This is a genomic window from Bacillus sp. SRB_8 (genome assembly GCF_003264205.1).
In the GTDB taxonomy this organism is placed as follows: domain Bacteria; phylum Bacillota; class Bacilli; order Bacillales; family Bacillaceae_G; genus Bacillus_A; species Bacillus_A mycoides.
The window spans coordinates 568,946-595,368 of sequence record NZ_NADT01000018.1 but is presented as its reverse complement, the minus strand read 5'-3'; the positions used below and the strand labels follow the sequence as shown (position 1 = coordinate 595,368).

General features: G+C 37.2%; 27 protein-coding genes and 1 other annotated feature. Of the genes, 24 read left to right on the top strand and 3 right to left on the bottom strand.

Going from position 1 to position 26,423, the window contains the following annotated elements; translation table 11 throughout:
• Window positions 1-8 precede the first annotated feature (8 nt).
• The 5 genes from mnmA to B5P40_RS13215 all read left to right on the top strand — a co-directional run bounded on the left by mnmA (window position 9) and on the right by B5P40_RS13215 (window position 4,801).
• Complete coding sequence (gene mnmA, locus B5P40_RS13235) at window positions 9-1,124, top strand: tRNA 2-thiouridine(34) synthase MnmA (RefSeq protein ID WP_002088752.1); 1,116 nt, start codon at window positions 9-11, stop codon at window positions 1,122-1,124.
• 110 nt (window positions 1,125-1,234) lie between these two features.
• Window positions 1,235-1,894, top strand: a complete 660-nt coding sequence (locus tag B5P40_RS13230) for a tetratricopeptide repeat protein (protein ID WP_113709312.1) — start codon at window positions 1,235-1,237, stop codon at window positions 1,892-1,894.
• A gap of 107 nt (window positions 1,895-2,001) precedes the next feature.
• On the top strand, window positions 2,002-4,338 hold the full coding sequence (gene recD2, locus B5P40_RS13225) for an SF1B family DNA helicase RecD2 (protein WP_002129218.1): 2,337 nt from the start codon (window positions 2,002-2,004) through the stop codon (window positions 4,336-4,338).
• Between the two features lie 127 nt (window positions 4,339-4,465).
• Window positions 4,466-4,654, top strand: a complete 189-nt coding sequence (locus B5P40_RS13220) for a hypothetical protein (protein WP_002015288.1) — start codon at window positions 4,466-4,468, stop codon at window positions 4,652-4,654.
• Window positions 4,655-4,672: 18 nt separating this feature from the next.
• Window positions 4,673-4,801, top strand: coding sequence for a YrzQ family protein (locus B5P40_RS13215; protein WP_002015286.1), 129 nt, complete (start codon window positions 4,673-4,675; stop codon window positions 4,799-4,801).
• A 36-nt stretch (window positions 4,802-4,837) separates the two neighbouring features.
• Here the strand turns inward: B5P40_RS13215 and B5P40_RS13210 are convergent, their stop codons facing one another.
• A complete protein-coding gene (locus B5P40_RS13210) occupies window positions 4,838-5,050 on the bottom strand; it encodes a hypothetical protein (RefSeq protein WP_002015285.1) in 213 nt (70 codons plus the stop codon).
• Between the two features lie 176 nt (window positions 5,051-5,226).
• On the opposite strand from B5P40_RS13210, the gene B5P40_RS13205 reads away from it, so the two are divergent.
• On the top strand, window positions 5,227-6,294 hold the full coding sequence (locus tag B5P40_RS13205) for an AI-2E family transporter (protein ID WP_002129216.1): 1,068 nt from the start codon (window positions 5,227-5,229) through the stop codon (window positions 6,292-6,294).
• A 38-nt stretch (window positions 6,295-6,332) separates the two neighbouring features.
• On the opposite strand, the gene B5P40_RS13200 is transcribed toward B5P40_RS13205, so the two are convergent.
• Window positions 6,333-6,677 carry a PH domain-containing protein gene (locus tag B5P40_RS13200; protein WP_002129215.1) on the bottom strand — a complete coding sequence of 115 codons (345 nt, stop codon included), beginning with the start codon at window positions 6,675-6,677 and terminating at the stop codon, window positions 6,333-6,335.
• 237 nt (window positions 6,678-6,914) lie between these two features.
• Window positions 6,915-7,133 (top strand) — a binding site (T-box leader).
• 41 nt (window positions 7,134-7,174) lie between these two features.
• Between B5P40_RS13200 and alaS the strand changes: the two genes are divergently transcribed.
• From alaS to B5P40_RS13140, 12 genes are all read left to right on the top strand, one after another.
• Window positions 7,175-9,817: an alanine--tRNA ligase gene (gene alaS / locus B5P40_RS13195; protein ID WP_113709311.1), complete on the top strand. Its 2,643-nt coding sequence runs from the start codon at window positions 7,175-7,177 to the stop codon at window positions 9,815-9,817.
• A gap of 78 nt (window positions 9,818-9,895) precedes the next feature.
• Window positions 9,896-10,162, top strand: coding sequence for an IreB family regulatory phosphoprotein (locus B5P40_RS13190; protein WP_000348591.1), 267 nt, complete (start codon window positions 9,896-9,898; stop codon window positions 10,160-10,162).
• Window positions 10,163-10,165: 3 nt separating this feature from the next.
• The gene (gene ruvX / locus B5P40_RS13185; protein WP_001221204.1) at window positions 10,166-10,579 is read left to right on the top strand and encodes a Holliday junction resolvase RuvX; all 414 of its coding nucleotides are present in this window, start codon (window positions 10,166-10,168) and stop codon (window positions 10,577-10,579) included.
• Window positions 10,580-10,591: 12 nt separating this feature from the next.
• Window positions 10,592-10,870 (top strand): DUF1292 domain-containing protein, encoded by a 279-nt coding sequence (locus B5P40_RS13180; protein ID WP_002034112.1) that lies wholly within the window; start codon window positions 10,592-10,594, stop codon window positions 10,868-10,870.
• Between the two features lie 241 nt (window positions 10,871-11,111).
• Window positions 11,112-12,182 carry an endolytic transglycosylase MltG gene (gene mltG, locus B5P40_RS13175; RefSeq protein WP_002129212.1) on the top strand — a complete coding sequence of 357 codons (1,071 nt, stop codon included), beginning with the start codon at window positions 11,112-11,114 and terminating at the stop codon, window positions 12,180-12,182.
• 215 nt (window positions 12,183-12,397) lie between these two features.
• Window positions 12,398-13,039 (top strand): O-methyltransferase, encoded by a 642-nt coding sequence (locus B5P40_RS13170; protein ID WP_002129210.1) that lies wholly within the window; start codon window positions 12,398-12,400, stop codon window positions 13,037-13,039.
• A 7-nt stretch (window positions 13,040-13,046) separates the two neighbouring features.
• On the top strand, window positions 13,047-13,976 hold the full coding sequence (locus B5P40_RS13165; protein WP_002015276.1) for a peptidase U32 family protein: 930 nt from the start codon (window positions 13,047-13,049) through the stop codon (window positions 13,974-13,976).
• Window positions 13,977-13,994: 18 nt separating this feature from the next.
• The gene (locus B5P40_RS13160) at window positions 13,995-15,275 is read left to right on the top strand and encodes a peptidase U32 family protein (RefSeq protein ID WP_002015275.1); all 1,281 of its coding nucleotides are present in this window, start codon (window positions 13,995-13,997) and stop codon (window positions 15,273-15,275) included.
• A gap of 17 nt (window positions 15,276-15,292) precedes the next feature.
• Window positions 15,293-15,931 carry a uridine kinase gene (gene udk / locus B5P40_RS13155; RefSeq protein WP_002015274.1) on the top strand — a complete coding sequence of 213 codons (639 nt, stop codon included), beginning with the start codon at window positions 15,293-15,295 and terminating at the stop codon, window positions 15,929-15,931.
• Window positions 15,932-16,207: 276 nt separating this feature from the next.
• The gene (gene greA / locus B5P40_RS13150; protein WP_078213491.1) at window positions 16,208-16,684 is read left to right on the top strand and encodes a transcription elongation factor GreA; all 477 of its coding nucleotides are present in this window, start codon (window positions 16,208-16,210) and stop codon (window positions 16,682-16,684) included.
• Between the two features lie 92 nt (window positions 16,685-16,776).
• Window positions 16,777-18,531 (top strand): peptidoglycan D,D-transpeptidase FtsI family protein, encoded by a 1,755-nt coding sequence (locus B5P40_RS13145; protein WP_113709310.1) that lies wholly within the window; start codon window positions 16,777-16,779, stop codon window positions 18,529-18,531.
• Between the two features lie 116 nt (window positions 18,532-18,647).
• A complete protein-coding gene (locus B5P40_RS13140) occupies window positions 18,648-19,298 on the top strand; it encodes a YrrS family protein (protein ID WP_002138429.1) in 651 nt (216 codons plus the stop codon).
• Between the two features lie 36 nt (window positions 19,299-19,334).
• On the opposite strand, the gene B5P40_RS13135 is transcribed toward B5P40_RS13140, so the two are convergent.
• On the bottom strand, window positions 19,335-19,550 hold the full coding sequence (locus B5P40_RS13135; protein ID WP_002015268.1) for a YrzA family protein: 216 nt from the start codon (window positions 19,548-19,550) through the stop codon (window positions 19,335-19,337).
• A gap of 137 nt (window positions 19,551-19,687) precedes the next feature.
• On the opposite strand from B5P40_RS13135, the gene B5P40_RS13130 reads away from it, so the two are divergent.
• The 6 genes from B5P40_RS13130 (at window position 19,688) to B5P40_RS13105 (ending at window position 26,406) form a co-directional block, all read left to right on the top strand.
• Window positions 19,688-20,326, top strand: a complete 639-nt coding sequence (locus B5P40_RS13130) for a class I SAM-dependent DNA methyltransferase (RefSeq protein ID WP_002015267.1) — start codon at window positions 19,688-19,690, stop codon at window positions 20,324-20,326.
• A gap of 14 nt (window positions 20,327-20,340) precedes the next feature.
• The gene (gene mtnN, locus B5P40_RS13125) at window positions 20,341-21,036 is read left to right on the top strand and encodes a 5'-methylthioadenosine/S-adenosylhomocysteine nucleosidase (protein ID WP_002015266.1); all 696 of its coding nucleotides are present in this window, start codon (window positions 20,341-20,343) and stop codon (window positions 21,034-21,036) included.
• An 82-nt stretch (window positions 21,037-21,118) separates the two neighbouring features.
• The gene (locus B5P40_RS13120) at window positions 21,119-22,042 is read left to right on the top strand and encodes an O-acetylserine dependent cystathionine beta-synthase (protein WP_113709309.1); all 924 of its coding nucleotides are present in this window, start codon (window positions 21,119-21,121) and stop codon (window positions 22,040-22,042) included.
• A gap of 3 nt (window positions 22,043-22,045) precedes the next feature.
• Entirely contained in the window at window positions 22,046-23,179 is a 1,134-nt protein-coding gene (locus tag B5P40_RS13115) for a bifunctional cystathionine gamma-lyase/homocysteine desulfhydrase (protein WP_002067265.1), read from the top strand.
• A 260-nt stretch (window positions 23,180-23,439) separates the two neighbouring features.
• Entirely contained in the window at window positions 23,440-26,043 is a 2,604-nt protein-coding gene (adhE, locus tag B5P40_RS13110; protein WP_113709308.1) for a bifunctional acetaldehyde-CoA/alcohol dehydrogenase, read from the top strand.
• A gap of 126 nt (window positions 26,044-26,169) precedes the next feature.
• Window positions 26,170-26,406 (top strand): YrhC family protein, encoded by a 237-nt coding sequence (locus tag B5P40_RS13105; RefSeq protein ID WP_002034123.1) that lies wholly within the window; start codon window positions 26,170-26,172, stop codon window positions 26,404-26,406.
• Window positions 26,407-26,423 lie beyond the last annotated feature (17 nt).

Here is a 26,423-nt window from a genome sequence, read left to right as displayed (position 1 = left end):
GTGACATGATGAACAAACTACCTCAAGAAACACGCGTTGTCATCGGGATGTCCGGTGGCGTCGATTCATCTGTAGCAGCTCTTTTATTAAAAGAGCAGGGTTATGATGTAATCGGAATTTTTATGAAAAACTGGGATGATACAGATGCAAATGGTGTCTGCACAGCAACAGAAGATTACAATGATGTAATTGAAGTGTGTAACCAAATCGGCATTCCGTATTATGCAGTAAACTTTGAAAAACAATACTGGGATAAAGTATTCACGTACTTTTTAGATGAGTACCGAGCTGGTCGTACACCAAACCCAGATGTAATGTGTAACAAAGAAATTAAATTTAAAGCATTTTTAGAGCATGCAATTGCACTTGGTGCTGATTATGTAGCAACAGGTCATTATGCACGCGTTGCTTATATGGACGGCGAATATAAAATGCTTCGCGGCGTTGATGACAATAAAGATCAAACATATTTCTTAAATCAATTAAGCCAAGAGCAACTATCAAAAACAATGTTCCCATTAGGTGAATTAAAGAAACCACAAATTCGCGAAATGGCGACAGAAGCTGGTTTAGCGACAGCGGCGAAGAAAGATAGTACTGGTATTTGTTTCATCGGTGAGCGTAACTTTAAAGATTTCTTAAGTAACTATTTACCGGCGCAACCAGGTGTGATGCAAACATTATCTGGTGAAGTGAAAGGGAAACATGATGGTTTAATGTATTATACAATTGGACAACGTCATGGCCTTGGTATTGGTGGTAATGGTGATCCGTGGTTTGCTGTGGGGAAAAACTTGAAAGAAAACATTTTATATGTTGATCAAGGATTCCATAACGAACTTCTATATGGTGATGAAGTTATTGCTACGAATGTAGGCTGGGTAAGTAATAAAGCGAAGGAAAAAGAATTTACGTGTACAGCGAAATTCCGTTATCGTCAAGCAGACAATAAAGTAACGGTTCAAATCGTTGATGAAAATACAGTTCGTATTCTTTGTGATGAGCCAATTCGTGCGATTACGCCAGGCCAAGCAGTTGTTTTCTATGATGGAGATGAGTGCTTAGGCGGCGCTACAATTGATGAAGTATATCATAGTGGTAAGAAATTAGATTATTTAGGATAACACGAGAAGCCTCTGCCGATTAGCGGTTAGAGGTTTCTTTTACATAAAGCGAATTTTTGTTCGCTTGGAAAATACATTCTTTGTTATAATTTGTTGTAGAGGTGAAGGATATGTCAAACAAACTTGAAACAGGTATTAAATATATGCAAGAAGGAAACTGGGAAGAAGCAGCTGAAAATTTCACAGAAGCAATCGAAGAAAACCCGAAAGATGCGCTTGGATACATTAACTTTGCGAATTTATTAGATGTATTAGGTGATAGTGAGCGAGCAATTTTATTTTATAAACGTGCATTAGAATTAGATGATAAATCTGCGGCTGCTTATTATGGCTTAGGAAACGTATATTACGGTCAAGAGCAATTTGCAGAGGCGAAGGCTGTATTTGAACAAGCGATGCAAGTGGGATTACAATCAGCTGACGTAACATTTATGTTAGGTATCACACATGTGCAACTTGGAAATGATCGTCTTGCACTTCCATTTTTACAAAGAGCGACGGAATTAGATGAAGGCGATGTAGAAGCTGTTTTCCAATGCGGACTTTGCTTCGCACGACTAGAACATATTCAAGAGGCAAAACCTTATTTTGAAAAGGTGTTAGAAATGGATGAAGAGCATGCAGATGCGTATTATAATTTAGGTGTTGCGTACGTATTCGAGGAGAATAACGAGAAAGCTCTTACTTTATTTAAGAAAGCGACTGAAATTCAAGCAGACCACTTTTTAGCTGGTAATGGTATTCGTTTATTAGAGCAAGAAGCTGAATAAAGTGAAATTATAGTTTAATGCGCAGTTACCCCTCATCTAAAGATTGTGAAAGAGGTGGGGGATGTACTGCTCATTAAAGTGAAAAGAACTCGGAAAGGAGAGGAAATATGGGAAATCAACATGCAATGGATTTGTTTGAGGAAGAAAAAAAATTTATAAAAGCGCAAGTTCTTCATACCATTTTCCACAACGAAGAAAACCTCTATTCCGTTGTCAGTATGAAAGTCATTGAAACGAATGAAACATACGACGAAAAAAAAGTAATGATAAACGGTCATTTTCCCCGTATGCATGAAGATGAAGTGTTTACATTAACAGGTCATTTTAAAGACCACCCAAAGTATGGAAAACAATATTTAGTTGAAACGTTTAAAAAAGAATTGCCACAAACAAAAGCAGGTATGGTGCAATATTTAGCGAGCGATTTATTTAAAGGGATTGGAAAGCGTACAGCCGAAAAAATCGTGGACCATCTTGGTGAGCATGCGATTTCTAAAATTATGGATGATCCGGATGCGTTAAGTGGTGTTGTAAACAAGCAAAAAGCGCAGGAAATATATGAGACGATTATTGAGCATCAAGGGCTCGAGAAAGTGATGAGTTTTTTAAATGGTTACGGTTTTGGAACAAAACTTTCTATTAAAATTTATCAGCAATATAAAGAGATGACATTAGAAGTGATTCGTAATAATCCGTATAAACTTATTGAAGAAGTGGACGGAATTGGATTTGGAAGAGCAGATGATATAGGGCGTGCAATCGGAATAACGGGCAATCACGACGACCGTGTACGTGCAGGGTGTTTTTATACGTTAGAGAATATTTCATTACAACTCGGTCACGTGTATATGGAAAAAGGTCAGCTTGTAAGAGAAACGATGTCACTTTTAAATAATCAAGAAGGCGGAGTGACTGAGGAAGATATTGTAGGCTGCGTTGAAATGATGCAAAGTGAAGGGAAAGTCATCATAGAAGAAGAGCGTGTGTATTTAGCTTCGTTATTTTACTCTGAAAAAGGCGTTGTAAAGTCCATTCGCAGGCTTATGAATCAAGAGGAAACCCCTGCATTTCCTGAAGCAGAAGTGTTAAAGACATTAGGTGAAATTGAAGAACAGCTAAAGGTACAGTATGCACCGCTTCAGCAAGAAGCAGTTCAAACTGCACTTCATAAGCCGATGATGTTATTAACAGGTGGACCAGGAACGGGGAAAACTACAGTTATTAAAGGAATTGTTGAAATGTATGCGTCGCTTCACGGGCTATCACTAAATCTAAATGAATATAGTGATGACAATCCATTTCCAATACTATTAACGGCTCCAACAGGAAGAGCAGCGAAGCGAATGAGTGAATCGACGGGGCTTCCGGCGTGCACAATTCATCGCCTGCTTGGATGGACGCCAGAAGGGTCTTTCCAGCGCAATGAAACAGACCCTGTTCAAGGGAAGCTCCTTATTATTGATGAGTTTTCGATGGTAGATATTTGGCTGGCAAATCAATTGTTTAAATCCTTGCCGACGAACATCCAAGTAATCGTTGTAGGTGATGAAGACCAATTACCATCGGTAGGACCTGGACAAGTGTTGAAAGATTTATTAAATGCAGGTGCCATTCCAACGGTAAAACTCACAGAAATTTATCGTCAGGCAGAAGGTTCGTCTGTTATTCAGCTTGCCCATGCGATAAAAGACGGGACGCTCCCGCCAGATTTAGCACAAAATAAAAAAGATCGTTCATTTATCAGCTGTGCAGGTGCTCAAATTGTTGAGGTTGTTAAAAAGGTTTGTGAAAATGCTAAGACAAAAGGCTTTAGTGCAAGAGATGTACAAGTATTGGCACCAATGTATCGCGGACCAGCAGGTATTAATGTGTTAAATGAAGCTCTTCAAGAAGTGTTTAATCCGAAAAAAGAAAAGAGTAAAGAAATTGCCTACGGTGACGTTGTATACCGCAGAGGTGATAAAGTACTTCAATTAGTCAATCAGCCGGAAAGCCAAGTGTTTAATGGTGATATTGGAGAAATTGTTTCAGTATTTTATGCGAAAGAAAATGTCGAGCAACAAGATATGATTATCGTTTCATTTGATGGAATTGAAGTAACATATACAAAGCCGGATTTAAATCAAATTACGCATGCCTATTGCTGCTCGATTCATAAATCGCAAGGTAGTGAATTCCCAATAGTTATTATGCCGATTGTAAAGAGCTACTACCGTATGTTACGTCGTAATTTAATTTACACGGGTATTACAAGGAGTAAGAAATTCCTTATTATTTGTGGGGAGGAAGCAGCGTTTCAATCCGGTGTAAATCGCCTTGATGATGCAATGCGTCAAACGACTTTAGCTGGCCGATTGCAAGAATCACAAGGAGAAGTGCAGATGGTGACGGTTAATGGTGAAGAAATGGACGTGGAAAACATTTCACCGTATGATTTCATGTAACAAGGTGAAATTATATAGTGAAACTTTCAAACGTATAACGTTGAAAGGCTCTAGCAATGTATAAATGAATGCAGTTTGGACATAATGGCGAATAGAATCTGGGAGACTGTAAGGAGATGAAAGCCATATGTTCAGTTGTCCAAATTGCAAAGGGAAAGACATCGGAAAAATAGGTGTCAACCAATTTTATTGCTGGAATTGTTATATCGAATTATCGGTTTCAAAGGGGAAAATCCATACACATCAAGTAGAGGAAGATGGTTCATTAAGCTCTCTTGATGATTTATTTGATGATAATGAAAGAACGATCGGATAACGAAAAGGGGGATTTACTTTGAATCTACGCAATTCATTAATCGCATTAGGTGTTGGAGCTGCAGCATATCAATATGCTCGCAAACAAGATGTATTCTCAAAACGCAATGTGAAAAAAGCACGTAAGATGATTAAGTCTTATTTATAAGGCGTAAAAAACTCCCTTCATGATAAGGGAGTTTTTTTATGCGCTTGTATGCAAATATAAAAGTCCGATTTCAGAGAAGAGATAAGATAAACCGTAGCATCCAACGCCAAGCATTCCATAATGCCATAAGTGCTTAGCTCTTTCCTTTCGCGAGGAACGAATAAAGAAGCCTTTCCAAATACCAAACCCGATACAAATCCATTCAAGAAGCATAAAAAGTGCGGATAATGCAAGCATAAATAAGATCATTATGAGCCCTCCTGATTATATTTTGACATTTTGTATTTTCAGGGGTGGTTGTCCTTATTATGTTAAATATATGTACGTCTTTAAAAAACAGTATGGTCTGTATAAAAAGATTTTAAAACTTTTGCACATAACCTAACCTATTTATTTTCAAAATAAAGGTGGAGGAGGTTTTTCGTGTGAAGAATCTTAAAATCATTTGGATATATCGTTTAGGATTATTGTTACTCGTTTTTCTTTGTTTGCTCGTCTTTTTAAAAATCAAGCCACTATGGGCGCCGATTATTTTTGTATTTAAAGTGGCGATCACACCGTTCTTTATTGCTTGTTTTATTGCTTATTTATTACACCCTTTAATTGAAAAAATCCATAAGGAAGGAATGCCACGCACACTTGCTATTTTGCTCATTTATATTCTTTTCTTTGGCGGAATTGGCTATGGAATTTATAAAGGAACGCCAGTTGTTATTAAACAGTTACAAGAAATTAATGAACAATTTCCGCAGTTTACAAAAATGTACGATTCTTGGATGGATGGAGTTACAGAACAAACAGCGAATTTCCCATCATTTATTCATGAAAAGGTGAAACAAATTTTTGGTGGTGTAGAAACGAAGATTCAAGCGCTTTTAAATAAAGTCATGAGCACAGCTCGTGGTGTACTGGATTCATTGCTCATTATTTTCTTAATTCCGTTCATTGTATTTTACATATTAAAAGATTACGGTGAGTTTTATCATATTTTTTGGAAACTAGTTCCGAGTAAGTGGCGTAGTACGGGTCAAATGCTTGCGAAAGAAATTGATAAGTCACTCGGAAGTTATATTCGAGGACAGTTATTTGTTTGCTTAGTATTAGGAGGAGTATCTGTTCTTTCTTTTTGGTTTATCGGTATGAAATATCCGTTATTACTCGGTATTATTATTGGGGTAACGGATATAATCCCGTACTTTGGTCCTATTTTAGGGGCGATTCCGACGTTGATGATTGCAGCAACGGTATCAACGAGTTTACTCATTAAGGCGGGAATTACGATTGCTATTTTGCAATTTTTGGAAAGTAACATTTTATCGCCTTACATCGTTGGTAAGTCGCTTCGTATGCATCCTGTGATTATTATGTTTGCATTACTAGTAGGGGGAGAAGTTGCGGGGATTGTAGGATTACTAATATCGGTTCCTATTTTAGCGGTCATTCGGACAGTGGTCGTTCATGTGAGGCCTCTTTGGAAAAAAGAAGATGTGTAATATGATAGCCCTCTACTTATAAAAGTAGAGGGCTATCATTATTTAGAGAGTTGCTCGTGTATTTGTTGAACGAGAGAGCTTATATCATTTGTTTGAATATGTTTTATTTTTTTCCATTCATTATCGTACATAAATATAATTTGATTGCTGAAAAGACGCTTTTGCTCTTTTAGATTAGAAATGTTTGCAAAAGAGTACTCTTCAAATATTGGGTTCTTACTTACATCTGGTCCATAAAAGAAGAGCCGTTTGTTCGTTAAAATTAACAGTCCTGGTCTTGCGACGGAACGATATATAAATATATTTAATGAGCATGCTGCATAAAAAAGGATTTTTTCATCAGTTGTTAACATTTCTTTAGCTTGATTCAATAAGGTTGTCATTGTAATCGCTCCTTTATTGTTAATAATTTAATTATAACAAATAATGTAATATTTAGAAATTTTCATAAAGTATTTTTTGAGAGGAGATTCCTATTTAGTAATAAATGCATAATATATTTAAAGGCTGTTAAGAATGAATAGTAGAATAACTATGATTAATAAGCAATTGATACAATATAAATGATTATCTACATTGACAAACTTAAGAGAATTCTATTATATTTAGTCATATAATACATTAAATCAATGACGGAACAAGTACGTTACAGTCCATTTGTAGAGAGAAGCTTCCACTGGCTGAAAGGAGCTTTAAATGAAGGGTAACAGAAAGCTAATCCTGAGAGCAGCTAATCACTGCCGTCTTGCCACGTTACGGCACCATGAGGTGATGAATTGATTGTTATAATAATCAATTCATAATTAGGGTGGTATCGCGAGTTAACTCTCGTCCCTTTTATTAGGGGCGGGAGTTTTTTATATTTAAGGAGGAAAATACAATGAAACAACTAACAGGCGCACAAATTCGTCAAATGTTTTTAGACTTTTTCCAAGAAAAAGGACATGCAGTAGAACCAAGTGCATCACTAGTTCCTCATGAAGATCCATCTCTGTTATGGATTAATAGTGGTGTAGCGACATTAAAGAAATATTTTGATGGTCGTGTAATCCCACAAAATCCACGTATTACAAATGCACAAAAATCAATTCGTACAAACGATATTGAAAACGTTGGGAAAACGGCTCGTCACCATACATTCTTTGAAATGTTAGGGAACTTCTCAATCGGTGATTACTTCAAAGAAGAAGCAATTACTTGGGCTTGGGAATTTCTAACGAGCGACAAATGGATCGGATTCGATAAAGAATTACTATCTGTTACAATTCATCCGGAAGATGAAGAAGCATTCACAATTTGGAATGAGAAAATGGGTGTTCCAAAAGAACGCATCATCCGTTTAGAAGAAAACTTCTGGGATATCGGTGAAGGACCAAGTGGACCGAATACAGAAATTTTCTATGACCGCGGTGAATCTTACGGTAATGACTTTAGTGACCCAGAATTATATCCGGGCGGAGAAAACGAGCGTTACTTAGAAGTATGGAACCTTGTATTCTCTCAATTTAACCATAATCCAGACGGTTCATATACGCCACTTCCTAAGAAAAACATCGATACAGGAATGGGGCTAGAGCGTATGACATCTATCGTTCAAGATGTACCTACGAACTTTGATACAGACCTATTCATGCCGATGATTGGTGCAACAGAATCAATTTCTGGTGAGAAATATCGTAATGGCGATTTAGAAAAAGATATGGCGTTTAAAGTAATTGCTGACCATATCCGTACAGTAACATTCGCTGTTGGTGACGGTGCTCTTCCATCTAACGAAGGCCGTGGTTATGTATTACGTCGTTTATTACGCCGTGCTGTTCGTTATTCTAAGAAATTAAACATCAACCGTCCGTTCATGTTTGAATTAGTACCGGTTGTTGGAGAAGTAATGAAAGACTTCTATCCAGAAGTACTTGAAAAGAAAGATTTCATCGCAAAAGTTGTGAAGAATGAAGAAGAGCGTTTCCATGAAACACTTCATGATGGTGAATCAATTTTAGCTGAAGTAATTGCAAAAGCGAAAGAAGAAAAAACAACTGTTATTTCTGGCGTAGATGCGTTCCGCCTATACGACACGTACGGTTTCCCAATTGAATTAACAGAAGAATATGCAGAAGAAGCTGGTATGACAGTTGATCAAGCGGGCTTTGAAAATGAAATGGAGAAACAACGTGAGCGTGCACGTGCTGCTCGTCAAGACGTTGATTCTATGCAAGTTCAAGGCGGTGTACTTGGTGAAGTTAAAGTAGCGAGCGAATTCGTTGGTTACGGTACAGTTGCAACAGAAAGTAACGTTGTTGCCCTTGTGAAAAATGGTGAGTATACAGATAGCTTACAAGCAGGTGAAGAAGGACAATTAATGCTTGATGTAACGCCATTCTACGCTGAGAGCGGTGGGCAAATTGCAGACCGTGGTTACCTTCTTGCTGACGGCGTGAAAGTTGTTGTAAAAGACGTACAAAAAGCACCAAATGGTCAAAACTTACACAAAGTAGTTGTGGAAGAAGGTACATTAACGAAAGAAGCGGCTGTAAAAGCTCTTATCGATACGAAAAACCGTAGTAGCGCTGTGAAAAACCATACAGCAACTCACTTACTGCACCAAGCATTAAAAGATATACTTGGAACGCATGTTAACCAAGCTGGTTCTCTTGTAACATCTGAACGTTTACGTTTTGACTTCTCTCACTTCGGTCAAGTACAAGCTGATGAATTAGAAAAAATTGAGCGTATCGTAAACGAAAAAATTTGGGAAAGTATTGATGTTGCGATTTCTCAAAAAGCAATCGAAGAAGCGAAAGAAATGGGCGCAATGGCATTATTCGGTGAAAAATACGGTGATGTTGTACGCGTTGTGCAAGTAGGCGATTACAGCTTAGAGCTTTGCGGTGGTTGTCACGTTGATAACACAGCTTCTATCGGTATTTTCAAAATCGTTGCTGAGTCTGGTATCGGTGCAGGAACTCGTCGTATTGAGGCGGTAACTGGTAAGTCTGCATACGAATTAATGAACGATCAAGTAGGTTTATTAAAAGAAGCCGCAGGAAAAATGAAAACAAATCCAAAAGATATTTTAACAAGAGTTGATGGTTTATTTACTGAAGTAAAACAACTTCAAAAAGAAAACGAATCTCTTGCTGCGAAATTAAGCAATATCGAAGCTGGAAACTTAACTGATTCAGTAATGACAGTTGATGGCGTGAACGTATTAGCGGCGAAAGTAAATGTTGCAGATATGAACAACTTACGTACAATGATGGATGACCTTAAAAATAAATTAGAGTCTGCAGTTGTTGTATTAGCGTCTGTAAATGACGATAAGGTAAACATTTTAGCTGGCGTAACGAAAGATTTAATTAGTCAAGGTTACCATGCGGGTAAACTTGTGAAAGAAGTAGCTTCTCGTTGTGGAGGCGGCGGTGGTGGCCGTCCTGATATGGCACAAGCAGGCGGTAAAAACCCAGCGCAAGTAGAGGAAGCTTTAGCGTTTGTACAAGAGTACGTTAAATCTGTTTCAAAATAAAGAGATAGTAGTGTACAATGGTAGGGAGAGGAGAAGTTCTTCTCCCTATACTTACTACTTACAAGTGAGGTGCTTGAAATGGACGGTTTTGATAAGACAATGAAGTTTAGCATTCAAGATGAAAAACAGAGTGTCCATGTAAATGATGTACTTTTAACTGTGTATGATGCACTTCAAGAAAAAGGTTATAATCCGATTAACCAAATCGTCGGTTATTTATTAAGTGGAGATCCAGCATACATACCTCGCCATAAAGATGCACGAAGCATCGTTCGCAAGCTTGAACGTGATGAGATAATTGAAGAGCTTGTGAAGTCTTACTTGAAACATCATCGTGAGGAGTAGTTTATGCGGATATTAGGTTTAGATGTTGGTACTAAAACAGTCGGTGTTGCAATGAGCGATGAAATGGGCTGGACAGCACAAGGGCTGGAAACAATCAGGATTAACGAAGAACGAGGCCACTTTGGTTTTGACCGTATTTCTGAGTTGGTAAAACAGTACAATGTGGACAAAATAGTAGTAGGTTTACCTAAAAATATGAATGGTACAATCGGCCCTCGTGGTGAAGCGTGCCAGCAATTTGCAGAAAACCTGCGAAATCTGTTACAATTAGAAGTTGTAATGTGGGACGAGCGTTTGTCGACGATGGCAGCGGAACGTCTGCTCATTTCAGCTGATGTGAGCCGTAAGAAGCGAAAACAGGTAATCGATAAGATGGCTGCAGTCGTGATCTTACAAGGATTTTTAGATAGTAAATAAGAGGTGACCAAAATGGAAGAAAATCAAATTACAATTGTAGACGAAAAAGGAAACGAACATTTATGTGAAATTATTTTCACTTTTGATGCTGAAAAATTCGGCAAAAAATCTTACGTAGTCTTCTCTCCAATCGGTGAAGTAGACGAAGATGGAGACCAAATCTTCGATGCAATGGCATATGAGCAAAGTGAAGAAGAGGGTGGAACATTACTTTCAATTGAATCTGAAGAAGAGTGGGAAATGGTACAAGAAATGTTTAACACTCTTGCTGATGAGCAAGAAGAAGAATAGTAATGGATAAAAAGGCGAACTGTGTACACAGTTCGCCTTTTTTGTATTCATATGCAAAATGACAGATTTTTTGTCGAAACTACTTAATTGTTTATAGTATAATAAGACGGGTTGTATGAAAAAAGGCTTTAAATAAGTAGCTGTCACCGATTATTTAGAAATGATTGGTTTTGCTTTATGTTTGTAGGGCATTGTATAGAGGAAGTGTATACGGTCTACAATTGAATAAGGAGGAAGAATTTTGGTAGAGAATCAAGTGAAGAAGAAGCGTAGACGCATTTTTTTAATTTCGATTATCGCACTGCTTTTAGTTTGTGGATCAGTCTATGCGTATATTTCATCTGCATTAGGGCCAGTTGATAGTGGAAATAAAAAAGAGATTGAGGTAGAGATTCCAAAGGGGTCATCTACAAGTAAAATCGGTGAGATTTTAGAAGAAAAAGGTGCTGTGAAAAGCAGTACAGTTTTTAGTTTTTATACGAAATTTAAGTCGAAAAGCTTACAAGCAGGTACATATTTATTAAATCCTTCGATGAGCGCCAACGATGTCATTGAACAAATGTCATCTGGCAACGTACATCGTCCGGCTCTTTATAAAGTGACGATTAAAGAAGGGGCGCAAGTAACTGAAATTGCTGAAGTGATTGCGGCAGAATTAAAGTGGAATAAAGATGAGGTTGTGCGTCAATTAAACGATAAAGCATTTATCCAAAAAATGCAGCAAAAGTATCCGAAGCTATTAACGGATAAAATTTTTGATAGTAACATTAAATATCCACTAGAAGGATACTTATATCCAGCAACGTATTCTTTCTATAAAAAGGATACAAAATTAGAAGAAATTGTAATCCCGATGCTTGAGAAAACAAATGCAATTATTGTTCAAAATGAGGCGAAAATGAAAGCGAAGAACTGGGATGTTCATCAACTTCTCACGTTGTCTTCACTTATTGAAGAAGAGGCTACTGGCTTTACTGATCGCCAAAAAATCTCTAGTGTTTTCTATAATCGTTTAGCGAAAGGTATGCCGCTTCAAACGGATCCGACGGTATTATACGCGCTTGGAAAGCATAAACAACGTGTATTATACGAAGACTTGAAAGTAAACTCACCGTACAATACGTATGTTGTGAAAGGGTTGCCGGTTGGACCGATTGCAAACTCTGGTAAACATTCAGTGGAAGCAGCGTTAGATCCTGCGCAAACAGATTATTATTATTTCTTAGCTGCACCAAGTGGTGAAGTGTATTATGCGAAAACATTAGAAGAACATAATGCATTAAAGCAAAAATACATTACGAAAAAACAGTGAAATGGGGAGGGATAGCGAAAAGGGTCGCATATCCCTCTTTTTTGTGGTAAAATATATCGGGTTAAAAACTGGCAGAAGAATCGTTTTTAATATCAAAACGGGACGTACAAGCTAAGGGTGAAACTGGCTTGTATTTTTATTGCATTCTATGTGTGAAAAGACAAAGGTTGACGCGTCATAGAGGCACTTCTCCATGTAAATAAGGAGGACCAATTATGGAGGATACAGTTAACGAGTACCTATTATCATTTATTGATCCAAAAGATAAATTAATTCTTGAAATGGAAGAGTATGCAACTGAAAACCATGTGCCGATTATGGATCGACTTGGAATGGAATTTATGCTGCAATTTTTACGTTTAATTGGACCGGAAAGTATTTTAGAACTTGGAACAGCAATCGGTTATTCTAGTATTCGTATGATGCAAGCTATTCCGAACTCTCGCATTGTGACAGTAGAGCGCAATCGTGAACGATATGAAAAGGCACTTGAATATATAGAATGTTCCTCGGTAACAGACCGTATTTCTGTTATTTACGGTGATGCTTTAGAAACGGGCGAACAAGTGAAAGAACATGGAACATTTGATGTTATTTTTATTGATGCAGCGAAAGGGCAGTATCGTCGCTTTTTTGACTTATACGAACCGTTATTAAATCCTGGTGGCGTTATTATTTCAGATAACGTTATGTACCATGGTCTTGTGACGACAAAAGAGAAAATTGAAAATAGACGTACCCGTGGTTTGATTCGTCGTATTAAGACGTACAATGAATGGCTTATGAATCATGAAGGATATGATACAACGATTTTCCCAATTGGCGATGGAGTGGCTGTAAGTAAAAAGAGAGGGTGACAAAAGTATGAAGAAACCTGAATTGTTAGTAACGCCTAGAGCGGTGGCGGATATTGAACCTCTTGCGAAAGCAGGGGCAGATGCAGTAATGGTTGGTGAACAAAAGTTTGGTTTACGTTTGGCAGGAGAGTTTTCACGTGAAGATGTGAAACAAGCTGTAAACATTGCGCATGAAAATGGTGTGAAAGTATACGTTGCAATGAATGCGATGTTCCACAATGATAAAGTAGAAGAATTAACGGACTATGTTGCCTTTTTAAATGAGGTAAATGTAGATGCGATTGTTTTCGGAGATCCAGCGGTATTAATGGCTGTTCGTGAAGTTGCACCAAATATGCAACTTCACTGGAATACAGAAACGACAGCAACAAACTGGTTTACTTGTAACTATTGGGGGCAAAGAGGAGCGAAACGCGCTGTATTAGCTCGTGAGCTTAGCTTAGATGAAATTGCTGAATTAAAAGAAAATGCTGAAGTGGAACTTGAAGTACAAATTCACGGTATGACTTGCATGTTCCAATCGAAGCGTTCACTAGTAGGAAACTACTTTGAGTATCAAGGGCGTAATCTCGACATCGAAAAGAAAAAGTATGAAGAGAATATGTTCTTATACGACCCGGAACGTAATAACAAATATCCAATTTATGAAGATGAAAATGGTACTCACATTATGAGTCCGAATGATATTTGTTTCATCGATGAGTTAGAGGAACTAATCGATGCTGAAGTCGATAGCTTAAAAATTGATGGTGTCCTAAAAAGTTCTGAGTACATTATTGAGGTAACGAAGAAATATCGTAAGGCGATTGATTTATGTGTAGAAGATCGTGATGCGTATTATGACGTGAAAGATGATTTATTTAAAGAGATAGAAGAAATACAACCGGTAAATCGTCCGTTAGATACAGGATTCTTCTTTAAAGAAACGGTTTACTAAACGAGGAGGGTGTAGGAAATGACTGTACAAGAAATTTCACGAGTGATCGATGGCAAACGCGTTATTGTGAAAAAACCTGAACTGTTAATCCCTGCGGGTAACTTAGAAAAATTAAAAGTAGCTATCCATTATGGGGCAGATGCTGTATATTTAGGTGGACAAGAATTTGGTCTTCGTTCTAATGCAGGTAACTTTACGCTGGAAGACATGGCAGAAGGCGTTGAATTTGCAAAGAAATATGGAGCAAAAATATACGTAACAACAAATATTTTTGCACATAATGAAAATATGGATGGGCTAGAGGAATATTTAAAAGGGATTGAAAAAGCTGGCGTAACGGGAATTATCGTTGCCGATCCGCTTATTATTGAGACATGTAAACGTGTGGCGCCTTCTGTTGAGGTGCATTTAAGTACACAACAATCACTATCCAACTGGAAAGCAGCACAGTATTGGAAAGAAGAAGGTTTACATCGTCTTGTATTAGCTCGTGAAGCAAGCTATGAAGAAATGAAAGAAATTAAAGAAAAAGTTGATGTTGAAATTGAAGCATTCGTCCATGGTGCAATGTGTATCGCGTATTCAGGGAGATGTACATTAAGTAACCATATGACAGCGCGTGACTCTAACCGTGGTGGTTGTTGTCAATCTTGCCGCTGGGATTATGATTTAGTTCAAACGGTATCACAACATAAAGATGCAAAAGAGCTTCCTCTATTCCAAGAAGAAGATGCTCACTTTGCGATGAGCCCAAAAGATTTAAATTTAATCTTATCAATTCCGAAAATGATTGAAATTGGAATTGATAGCTTAAAAGTTGAAGGACGTATGAAATCTATCCATTACGTAGCGACTGTAGCAACTGTATATCGTAAAGTAATTGATGCGTATTGTGCGGATCCGGATAACTTTGAGTTTAAACAAGAATGGTTAGATGAACTTGATAAATGTGCAAATCGTGATACAGCTCCTGCATTCTTTGAAGGGGTTCCAGGACATCAAGAGCAAATGTTTGGAAATCATAGTAAGAAAACAACGTATGATTTTGCTGGTTTAGTGTTAGATTATAATGAAGAAACGGGCATCGTAACGCTTGAGCAACGTAATCACTTCAAACCAGGACATGAAGTGGAGTTCTTTGGGCCAGAAATAGAAAACTTTACGCAGACGGTGGAGAAAATTTGGGATGAGGATGGAAACGAATTAGATGCAGCGAGACATCCGTTGCAAATCGTGAAATTCAAAGTGGATCAACCAGTGTATGTGAATAATATGATGCGCAAAAACATACTTCAATAAGAAAGAGTGGTAGTCGAATGGGGACGAATAAGCCTGTTGTAATTGGAATCGCTGGTGGTTCAGGATCAGGAAAAACAAGTGTAACGAAAGCGATTTTTGACCATTTTAAAGGTCATTCCATTTTAATCTTGGAGCAAGATTATTATTACAAAGATCAAAGCCATTTACCAATGGAAGAACGTTTAAAAACAAATTACGATCATCCGTTAGCGTTTGATAATGATTTGTTAATTGACCATTTGCAGCAGTTGCTTGCATATGAGCAAGTGGAAAAGCCTATATATGACTATACATTGCATACGCGTTCAGAAAAAATTATTCCAGTTGAGCCGAAAGATGTAATCATTTTAGAAGGAATTCTTATTTTAGAAGACCCACGTCTTTGTGAGTTAATGGATATTAAGGTGTTCGTTGATACAGATGCAGACCTTCGTATTTTACGCCGCATGCAGCGCGATATTGAAGAGCGCGGTCGTACAATGGATTCAGTTATCGACCAATACGTAAACGTTGTACGTCCAATGCATAATCAATTTATTGAGCCTTCTAAGAAATTCGCGGATATTATTATCCCTGAAGGTGGACAAAACCATGTTGCAATTGATATTATGGTTACAAAAATTGCAACAATTCTTGAACAAAAAGTAAATTTGTAATAGCATAGTAAAAGATATACGATAGGAAGGGATTTTTTCCCTTCTTATCGAATACAATGAAACATGAAACCTCACCTACCAATAGGTGAGGGCATATTTATATCAACTTTCCATACATACCTTCTTTATATAAGGAAGAATTGGAGAATAAGGGGTTGTATGTGACAACTCCACTAGTGCTACGTGTGCTAGAAACCTCCGCTATATAAGCGGAGGAGTTTTCATATGGAACTCCTCTTTTTTTCGGGGGATTGGTATATAAAAGGAGTGGAAAACATGGCAACAGAAAAAACATACCCTATGACGCAAGAGGGTAAGCAAAAACTAGAGAACGAAGTTGAACAATTAAAAACAGTAAGACGTAAAGAAGTTGTAGAGCGTATTAAGATCGCACGTAGCTTCGGAGATCTTTCTGAGAACTCTGAGTACGATGCAGCGAAAGATGAGCAAGCATTCGTAGAAGGACGTATTACACAACTTGAAAACATGATTCGTAATGCGGTTATCATTGAAGACAATGGTGAAGAGTCTACAGTTGTAACATTAGGTAAAACAGTAATATTTAAAGAGTTACCAGGTGGAGACGAAGAAGCGTACATAATCGTAGGTAGCGCAGAAGCCGATCCATTTGAAGGGAGAATTTCTAACGATTCTCCAATCGCAAAAAGCTTATTAGGTAAGCAAATTGGTGAGAAGGTAGCAATCCAAACACCAGGTGGAGAAATGCAAGTAGAGATTATCTCTGTAAAATAACGTAAAAAATCACTCGTGTAAAAACGAGTGATTTTTTATTTGTATAAAAGGTGAAACACCTCGTCTAAACTACAATAGACGAGGTGTTTTTTATGAAAATGAAACGGAGAATTATAATTGTTTTAATTTGTTTTATGGGTGTGATTTTTTTATTACTTTGTCGTTTAATCCAAATACAGATTATAGATACGGAATCATTTACTGACCGAAATATCAATCTGATTGAAAAAAGTGTTACGCAACGAACACAATCACTTACAGTAGATAATGGAAGAGGGCATTTTACAGATCGAAATGGTAAGGAAATTGGTGAAGAGAAATATCCAGTCTTAATTGTTTTTCCATTTTTACAAATAAAAAATGACATGTTAGAGAAAATTGCGCATATCATTGGTGTGTCGAGACAAGAGATAAGACTGCAAATGAAAAATAAGAATCAAGCATTTATATTACGAAGGGAGAATACCCCATTTCAATTAACGCTCGAGCAGATGAAGAAGGTAAATGAATTAGATATTTTAGGTATTGTAGCAGCAGAAGTTCGACTGAAGCAAATGGGAGAGGCAGATCATTTAATTGGTGATGTGGGAGAGAATGAACAGGAATTTCAAAAGCGTTATGGAGAAATGAAAAAAACTTCGAAACAAACGCCAATTGGTATTTCTGGATTACAACAATCATTTGATGAATTTTTACTGACTGATGGAGAAGCGAAAGTACTATATCAAGTGGATCGACAAGGAGAACCGATTTTTGGGAAGCAGGCGAAATACACTTCACCAGGAAATCCATTTTATCCAGTTACTATTCAAACAACAATACATAAAACGTTGCAACGACGAGCAGAGAAGATTATAGATGAAAACGGAATAAAAAAAGGTGGGTTAGTATTACTAGACATAAAGAATAGTGAAGTTGTAGCAATGGTAAGTAGGCCTTCTTTACAGATGAATGATAGGAGGATATATAAAGCTACACTTGAAAATCAAATGTTAATTCCTCATTTTCCGGGGTCTGTTTTTAAAACAGTAGTTGCAGCAGCAGGAATTGATGAGAATTTGGTGCGGTTTAATCGTACATTTAACTGTAATACGGATTTATACGGTGAAAATCTTCCACAAGTTATGATGGGGTCATTAAACTTTAAGGAAAGCTTTGCTAGAAGCTGTAATCGAACGTTTGCCGTATTAGGTGGTGAACTAATGCAAAAGGATAGGGAAGTGTTAGAAACGTATTTAGAGGCCTTAGGAGCACGTGAGAAGGTAGGTTGGAAAGGTTCGGTATTTCATACACCAGAATTTGAGCAATTGCCAGAAGAAAAGAGTGCTATTATTTGGGGAAGCGAAGAAAATAAAGATAGTAGAAAAGCGATTGCTCAAACGATGGTCGGACAAAAAGATGTACGTGTGTCACCTCTAGCTATAGCGAATATGATGGCGACAATTGCTAGAGGTGGAGAGAAGATGGAAGTGAAAGTCGTTAAAAAAATAGTGTATAAAAATGGAACCGACTTTTTTACATTTGAAAATCATAAATTAAATGGGAAACAGCTTTCTTATGAAACGATGAAAAAATTACAACAGTTGTTAAGAGCCGTTGTAACGATGGAGAAAGGAACGGGAACCGCATTCCGTTCGTTGCCACTAACTGTCGCTGGAAAATCTGGGACGGCACAAACAGGAAAAGGAGAGAGGGTGAATCGCTGGTTTGCAGGTTATTTTCCATATGAAAACCCAAGATATGCTTTAGTTGTAGTTGATATAGAAACAGATAGTAATGAAAATGTAGTCACACCAGTTTTTGCAGAAATGGTAGAGGCAATTCATCAATTAGAAATTGAAAAGTAATCTTGCAATTATTTATGAAATGTTTTCATTTCGTGAAAATATTATTGTAAATGTTCAACCTTTCTAGATTTAATGTTACAATAGCAAGTATGAAAAACTGCATGGAGGTTTGAAGAATGGCAGGAGGATCTAGATTCCAACAGAAACAACAAAAACGTCGTCAAAACGGTGTTTTAAATATTGCAATCGCTATTGTATTAGTAGCAGTAGCTATTGTAGCATATCAATTGTTTGTTCCTGACACAAAAGAGCAAGCGTCTTCTAATGATAAAAAGGTAGCTCAGCAAACAACAAAAGAGAATAAAGCTGAGAAAGCTAAAGGTAAAGAAGAGCCGAAGAAGAATGAGCAAGATAAGACAGAGGCTAAGAAGAAGGAAGAAGAAGAGAAGCAAAAGGCTGAGGAAGAAAAGAAAAAAGCTGAAGAAGAAGCGAAAGCTAACGAGAAAGCACCAGCTGAAAAAACACAGTCACAGGCAACAGATGCTTATACGAAATCTTCTTGGAAGCCAGTAGGTACAGAGCAAGGTGCAACACCTGCGATGACGTTTAAAAAAGGTACAGCAGATTGGAATGAGATGAATCAAGCGATTTCAGCTGCAATTGACGTTCCAGTAAATCAATTAGTTATCCATAGAATTGGAAATAACGGTAAGAATAAAGCTTACGGTAACGTACAAGATAAACAATCAGGTAAAAAATATTATGTGAATATTGATTGGGTAGACAATGAGGGCTGGAAACCAGTACTCGTTCAAACTCTAAACTAAAAAAAGAGAGGCTCTTAAGAGCCTCTCTTTTTTTAGTTAGCGTAATTTCTTTAATTTAAAATGAACAACCGCACTATAATAAGGTCTTTTGCTTTCAGGATCCATAATCATTTGGTGAGAAATATGATGAACTTCGAGCATAAGTGCTTTATTATTATCAATTTGTTCGTTAATTTTTTTTTCTAGAGAAACTAAGTTTGCAGCCTCGAAAAATTCTACTTTATCTTCTAACATTTCAAAGGTAAATGACACGAAGATGCCCCCTCTCCTATGATAATCACCTATAGTGTAACAAAGAAAAGAAGGAAATACTACGTACATTTCAATTGACATTTTTAGAAAGAGAGAATATCATACTGATAAAACCGATAAGAAAAAGGGGAATTTTTATGGGAACAGAATTTAATGGTTTATTTGATGAATGGGCTCATACGTACGACTCATTTGTACAAGGCGAAGATATACAATATAAAGAAGTTTTCGCCCATTATGAGGACATTTTAGAGGATGTAGTTAACAAGTCATTTGGCAACGTATTAGAATTTGGTGTTGGTACTGGCAATTTAACAAATAAATTATTACTTGCTGGTCGCACAGTTTACGGTATAGAACCGTCACGCGAAATGCGTACTATTGCAAAAGAGAAATTACCAAAAGAATTTTCAATTACAGAGGGTGATTTTCTTTCATTTGAAGTCCCAAATTCAATCGATACTATTGTGAGCACTTACGCATTTCATCATTTAATAGATGAAGAAAAAGACGTAGCAATTGCGAAGTATAGTCAATTGCTAAACAAAGGTGGTAAAATAGTGTTTGCTGATACGATATTTGCAGATCAAGATGCATATGATAAAACTGTCGAAGTAGCAAAACAAAGAGGTTTTCATCAGTTAGCAAACGATTTGCAAACAGAATACTATACACGTATTCCGATCATGCAATCTATTTTTGAAAACAATGGCTTCCACGTAACGTTTACGAGATTAAATCATTTCGTTTGGGTAATGGAGGCAACTAAGCAATAGAAAGAGGGATTAGATTGAGAATTGCTGTAATTGGAGCAATGGAAGAAGAAGTACGTATTTTACGTGACAAACTAGAACAAGCAGAAACAGAAACTGTTGCAGGTTGTGAATTTACGAAAGGGCTATTGGCAGGACATGAAGTAATCTTGCTAAAGTCTGGTATTGGTAAAGTAAATGCAGCGATGTCAACGACAATTTTATTAGAAAAATATAAGCCTGAAAAAGTAATTAATACTGGTTCAGCTGGTGGATTCCATCACTCTCTAAATGTTGGTGATGTAGTTATTTCAACAGAAGTTCGTCACCATGACGTAGATGTAACAGCATTTAACTACGAATATGGTCAAGTGCCAGGAATGCCACCTGGATTTAAAGCTGATGAGGCATTAGTTGCATTAGCTGAGAAATGTATGCAGGCAGAAGAAAATATTCAAGTCGTAAAAGGTATGATTGCAACAGGTGATTCATTTATGAGTGATCCGAACCGCGTTGCAGCAATTCGTGATAAATTTGAAGATCTTTATGCAGTAGAAATGGAAGCAGCAGCTGTTGCGCAAGTATGCCACCAATATGAAGTTCCGTTTGTTATTATTCGTGCACTTTCTGATATTGCTGGTAAAGAATCAAATGTTTCATTTGATCAATTTTTAGATCAAGCAGCTCTTCATTCTACAAACTTTATCGTAAAAGTACTAGAAGAGTTAAAGTAATGTAACAAAAAGGCAACTGTCTCATATAAAGAAAATACATACAGTTGCCTTTTCTTTATTGGCAAATAAGGGGGAGAACACGATGAATGTATATCGTGGAGTTCATGAGTTGATTGGTCATACACCAATCGTGGAAATTACTCGTTTTTCACTTCCGAAAGGAGTCCGTTTATTTGCAAAGCTTGAATTTTACAACCCAGGCGGAAGCGTTAAGGATCGTTTAGGAAGAGAATTAATTGAAGATGCGCTAGAAAAAGGGCTTGTTGCAGAGGGCGGAACAATTATTGAACCGACGGCTGGGAATACTGGCATTGGACTGGCACTTGCAGCGTTAGAACATGATTTACGCGTTATTGTTTGTGTACCAGAGAAATTTAGTATTGAAAAACAAGAATTAATGAAAGCGCTAGGTGCAACGGTCGTGCATACACCGACTGAGCAAGGAATGACCGGCGCAATTGCAAAGGCAAAAGAATTAGTAAAGGAAATACCAAATTCATACTCTCCAAGTCAGTTTGATAATGAAGCAAACCCTCGTGCTTATTTCAAAACACTAGGTCCTGAACTTTGGGATGCATTGAATGGAGAAATTAACATATTTGTTGCAGGGGCAGGAACTGGCGGTACGTTTATGGGAACTGCGTCTTATTTAAAAGAGAAAAACATTGATATTAAGACGGTTATTGTAGAACCAGAAGGATCTATTTTAAATGGTGGTAAAGCTGGTTCACATGAAACAGAAGGGATTGGTCTTGAATTCATCCCGCCATTTTTAAAAACATCTTATTTTGATGAAATTCATACAATTTCTGATCGACATGCATTTTTACGAGTGAAAGAGTTAGCGCAAAAAGAAGGCCTTCTCGTTGGGAGCTCTTCAGGAGCAGCGTTTCATGCAAGCTTACTTGAGGCAGAGAAAGCAGCACCAGGTACGAATATTGTAACGATTTTTCCTGATAGTAGTGAGCGCTATTTAAGTAAAGACATATACAAAGGATGGGAATAAAAAATGAGAGCAAAGACAAAATTAATTCATGGTATTCGCATAGGAGAACCTTCAACTGGATCTGTAAACGTACCGATTTATCAAACAAGTACGTATAAACAAGAAGCAGTTGGTAAGCATCAAGGATATGAATATTCACGTACAGGCAACCCAACACGTGCAGCTTTAGAAGAAATGATTGCAGTCTTAGAAAATGGTCATGCTGGATTTGCATTTGGTTCAGGGATGGCAGCTATTACAGCAACTATTATGCTATTCTCAAAAGGAGATCACGTCATTTTAACAGATGATGTTTATGGCGGAACGTACCGTGTTATTACAAAAGTATTAAACCGCTTCGGCATTGAGCATACATTTGTAGATACAACAAACCTAGAGGAAGTTGTAGAAGCGATTCGTCCAAATACGAAAGCGATTTATGTAGAAACACCAACGAACCCATTACTAAAAATTACTGATATTAAGAAAATATCTGCTCTTGCTAAAGAGAAAGATTTATTAACAATTATTGATAACACATTCATGACGCCATATTGGCAGTCGCCAATTTCTTTAGGAGCAGACATTGTGCTTCATAGTGCAACGAAATATTTAGGAGGACATAGTGACGTAGTTGCAGGCCTAGTAGTTGTAAATAGCCCGCAATTAGCAGAAGACCTTCACTTTGTACAAAACTCAACAGGAGGTATTCTTGGCCCACAAGATAGCTTCTTACTACTTCGTGGTTTAAAAACATTAGGAATTCGTATGGAAGAACATGAAACGAATTCACGTGCGATTGCCGAGTTTTTAAATAACCATCCAAAAGTAAATAAAGTATATTATCCAGGTCTTGAATCCCATCAAAACCATGAACTAGCAACAGAACAAGCAAATGGATTTGGTGCTATCATCTCATTTGATGTAGATAGTGCGGAAACGTTGAATAAAGTACTTGAGAAACTGCAATACTTTACACTTGCTGAAAGCTTAGGAGCAGTAGAAAGTTTAATTTCTATCCCATCTCAAATGACACATGCATCAATCCCAGCAGATCGCCGTAAAGAATTAGGAATTACAGATACATTAATTCGTATCTCTGTCGGAATTGAAGATGGTGAAGATTTAATTGAAGATTTAGCACAAGCGCTAGCATAATAAAAATGCACTGCTAATGTAGAGCAGTGCATTTTTATTATATTAATTTGTGAAACATTTCACAAATTAGACATACACAAATGAAATGATTTCATGTATATTGAATTCATGAAATGTTATTCACGAATAAACTTGTGAAATATTTCACAAACAATGAGATTCATGTAGGACGGTAACTCTATTTTTTTTCGCTAATCGGGACTTGTTATGACCTATAGGGACTTATAAAGACCGTGATAACAGAATAGGAGGAAATTTACATGGTAGTCAAAGAGAAAGTTGTAAATGAAATGCAAGAGGTAAAAGAGATGATTGATACGTTAGTAAATAACGGTCAAGAAGCTTTACAAGCATTAGAAAGTTTTACACAAGAGCAAATTGACAACATTGTTCATGAAATGGCGCTTGCGGGTGTCGATCAACATATGCCGCTTGCGAAGTTGGCTGTTGAAGAAACGGGCCGTGGCGTATATGAAGATAAATGCATTAAAAATATTTTTGCCACTGAATATATTTGGCATAGTATAAAGAAAGATAAAACGGTAGGAATTATTCATGAAGATCCTCATGAAGAAATAATAGAAATCGCAGAACCTGTCGGTGTAGTAGCTGGGGTAACGCCAGTAACGAACCCAACATCGACAACAATGTTTAAAGCATTAATCGCGATAAAAACGAGAAATCCAATTATTTTCGCATTTCATCCTTCTGCACAAAACTGTTCCGTTGCAGCGGCAAAAACAGTATATGATGCAGCAGTGAAAGCTGGTGCACCAAAGCATTGTATTCAATGGATTGAAAGACCTTCTGTGGAAGCAACGAAACAATTAATGAACCATGATGGTGTCGCACTCGTTCTAGCAACTGGAGGGGCTGGTATGGTGAAATCGGCTTATTCTACTGGTAAACCGGCGCTAGGTGTAGGGCCAGGTAATGTACCATGTTATATAGAGAAATCGGCACATGTAAAACGTGCTGTTAATGATTTGATTTTATCGAAAACATTTGATAACGGTATGATTTGTGCGTCAGAACAAGCCATCATTGTAGATAAGGAAATCTATAATGATGTTAAAGCAGAAATGATTGCAAATAATTGTTATTTTGTAACAGAGGAAGAGAGAAAGAAATTAGAAAAGCTTGTTATTAATGAAAATACATGTGCAGTAAATAGTGATATTGTTGGGAAATCAGCACAGTATATTGCTGAATTAGTAGGAATTACTGTACCTGAACATACAAAAATGCTTGTAGCTGAAATTAAAGGCATCGGAGCAGCGTATCCACTATCTCGTGAGAAACTGAGCCCAGTGTTAGCTTGTGTAAAAGCAAATTCATTAGAAGAAGGATTTACATATTGCGAAGAAATGTTAGAGCTTGGTGGCCTAGGGCATTCAGCGGTTATCCATTCTACAAATAAAGAAGTACAAAAACAATTTGGGTTACGTATGAAAGCCTGCCGTCTCATTGTAAATGCACCTTCATCACAAGGTGGAATTGGTGATATATATAATGGATTTATTCCATCACTTACGCTTGGTTGTGGCTCCTACGGGAAAAACTCAGTTTCCCAAAACGTAACGGCGACTCATTTATTAAATATAAAAAGGTTGGCAAATAGAAAAAAGAATATGCAGTGGTTCAAATTACCACCCAAAATTTATTTTGAAAAACATGCGACAGCATATTTAGCAAACATGCCTAACATTTCCCGCGCATTTATTGTAACGGATCCAGGGATGGTTGAGCACGGTTATGTAGATACAGTTACGCACTATTTACGTAAGCATACAAATGATGTGAAAGTTGAAGTTTTCTTTGAAGTTGAGCCAGATCCATCAGATGAAACTGTATTTAAAGGTGCGGACATGATGAAAAGCTTTAAACCAGATGTAATTATCGCGCTTGGTGGCGGTTCAGTTATGGATGCAGCAAAAGGGATGTGGCTATTCTATGAGCACCCAGAAACGACATTCTATGGAATAAAACAGAAGTTTTTAGATATAAGAAAACGTACATGTAAGTATCCGAACTTGGGAAATAAAGCACAATTTGTTGCCATTCCAACAACATCAGGGACGGGATCAGAAGTGACGCCATTTGCGGTTATTACAGATAAGAAAAATAATATTAAATACCCGCTTGCGGATTATGAATTAACACCAGATGTAGCGATTGTTGATCCGCAATTTGTAATGACAGTACCACCTCATGTGACGGCAGATACTGGTATGGACGTATTAACACATGCAATTGAAGCGTATGTGTCTGTTCTGGCAAATGACTATACTGATGGTTTAGCATTAAAAGCAATTGATCTCGTATTTAAATATTTACCGAGAGCATATAAAGATGGAAATGATGAAGAAGCACGAGAAAAAATGCATAATGCTTCCGCAATCGCAGGGATGGCATTTGCAAATGCTTTCCTAGGTATTAATCATAGTTTAGCACATAAAATTGGACCGGAATTCCATATTCCGCATGGACGTGCGAATGCAATTCTTATGCCGCACGTAGTTCGCTATAATGCTATTAAGCCAAGAAAACACGCATTGTTCCCAAAATATGAGCACTTTGTGGCTGATGAACGCTATGCACATATTGCGAGAATGCTCGGGCTTCCAGCAAGCTCAACAGCGGAAGGTGTGGAATCACTTGTCCAAGCAATTATTGAGCTTGGAAAAAGCTTAAATATAAATATGAGTATTGCAGGACAAGGAGTTGCTAAAGACCAATTTGAAGGGGTTGTTGGATTATTAGCAGAAAGAGCTTTTGAAGATCAATGTACAACAGCTAATCCAAAATTACCGCTCATTTCAGAGCTGAAAGAAATCTATATGGAAGCATATAAAGGCGTATAATAGATAAAAAAGAGCCGCGAGTAAGCGGCTCTTTTTTACTTTGGAAAACATCTCCCAGATTGGTTCTATTTACTTGTCTTTAAGCTTGATAGAATGTGATAAAGTGAGGATGGGAGTGATAAGCAGATGAAAGAATTACAAGAAAAAATAGCAGATTATACCCGGTTTGCACAAGTACTTTTAGCTATAAGTACATTTTTAATGATCGGTTTATTAATTCCAAGTGGAATAAAAAGTATGGTACAGTCTTTTGTTATGATGGGGAGTATTATTGTATTTTTAGTTCTTGCTTTTTTCTTCTTTAAGCGTGTTAGAACGATGCGTGATCAATTAGAGGAGAGCGAATATGAAGAAAATTGTTAAATAGGGCGCTACGAAAA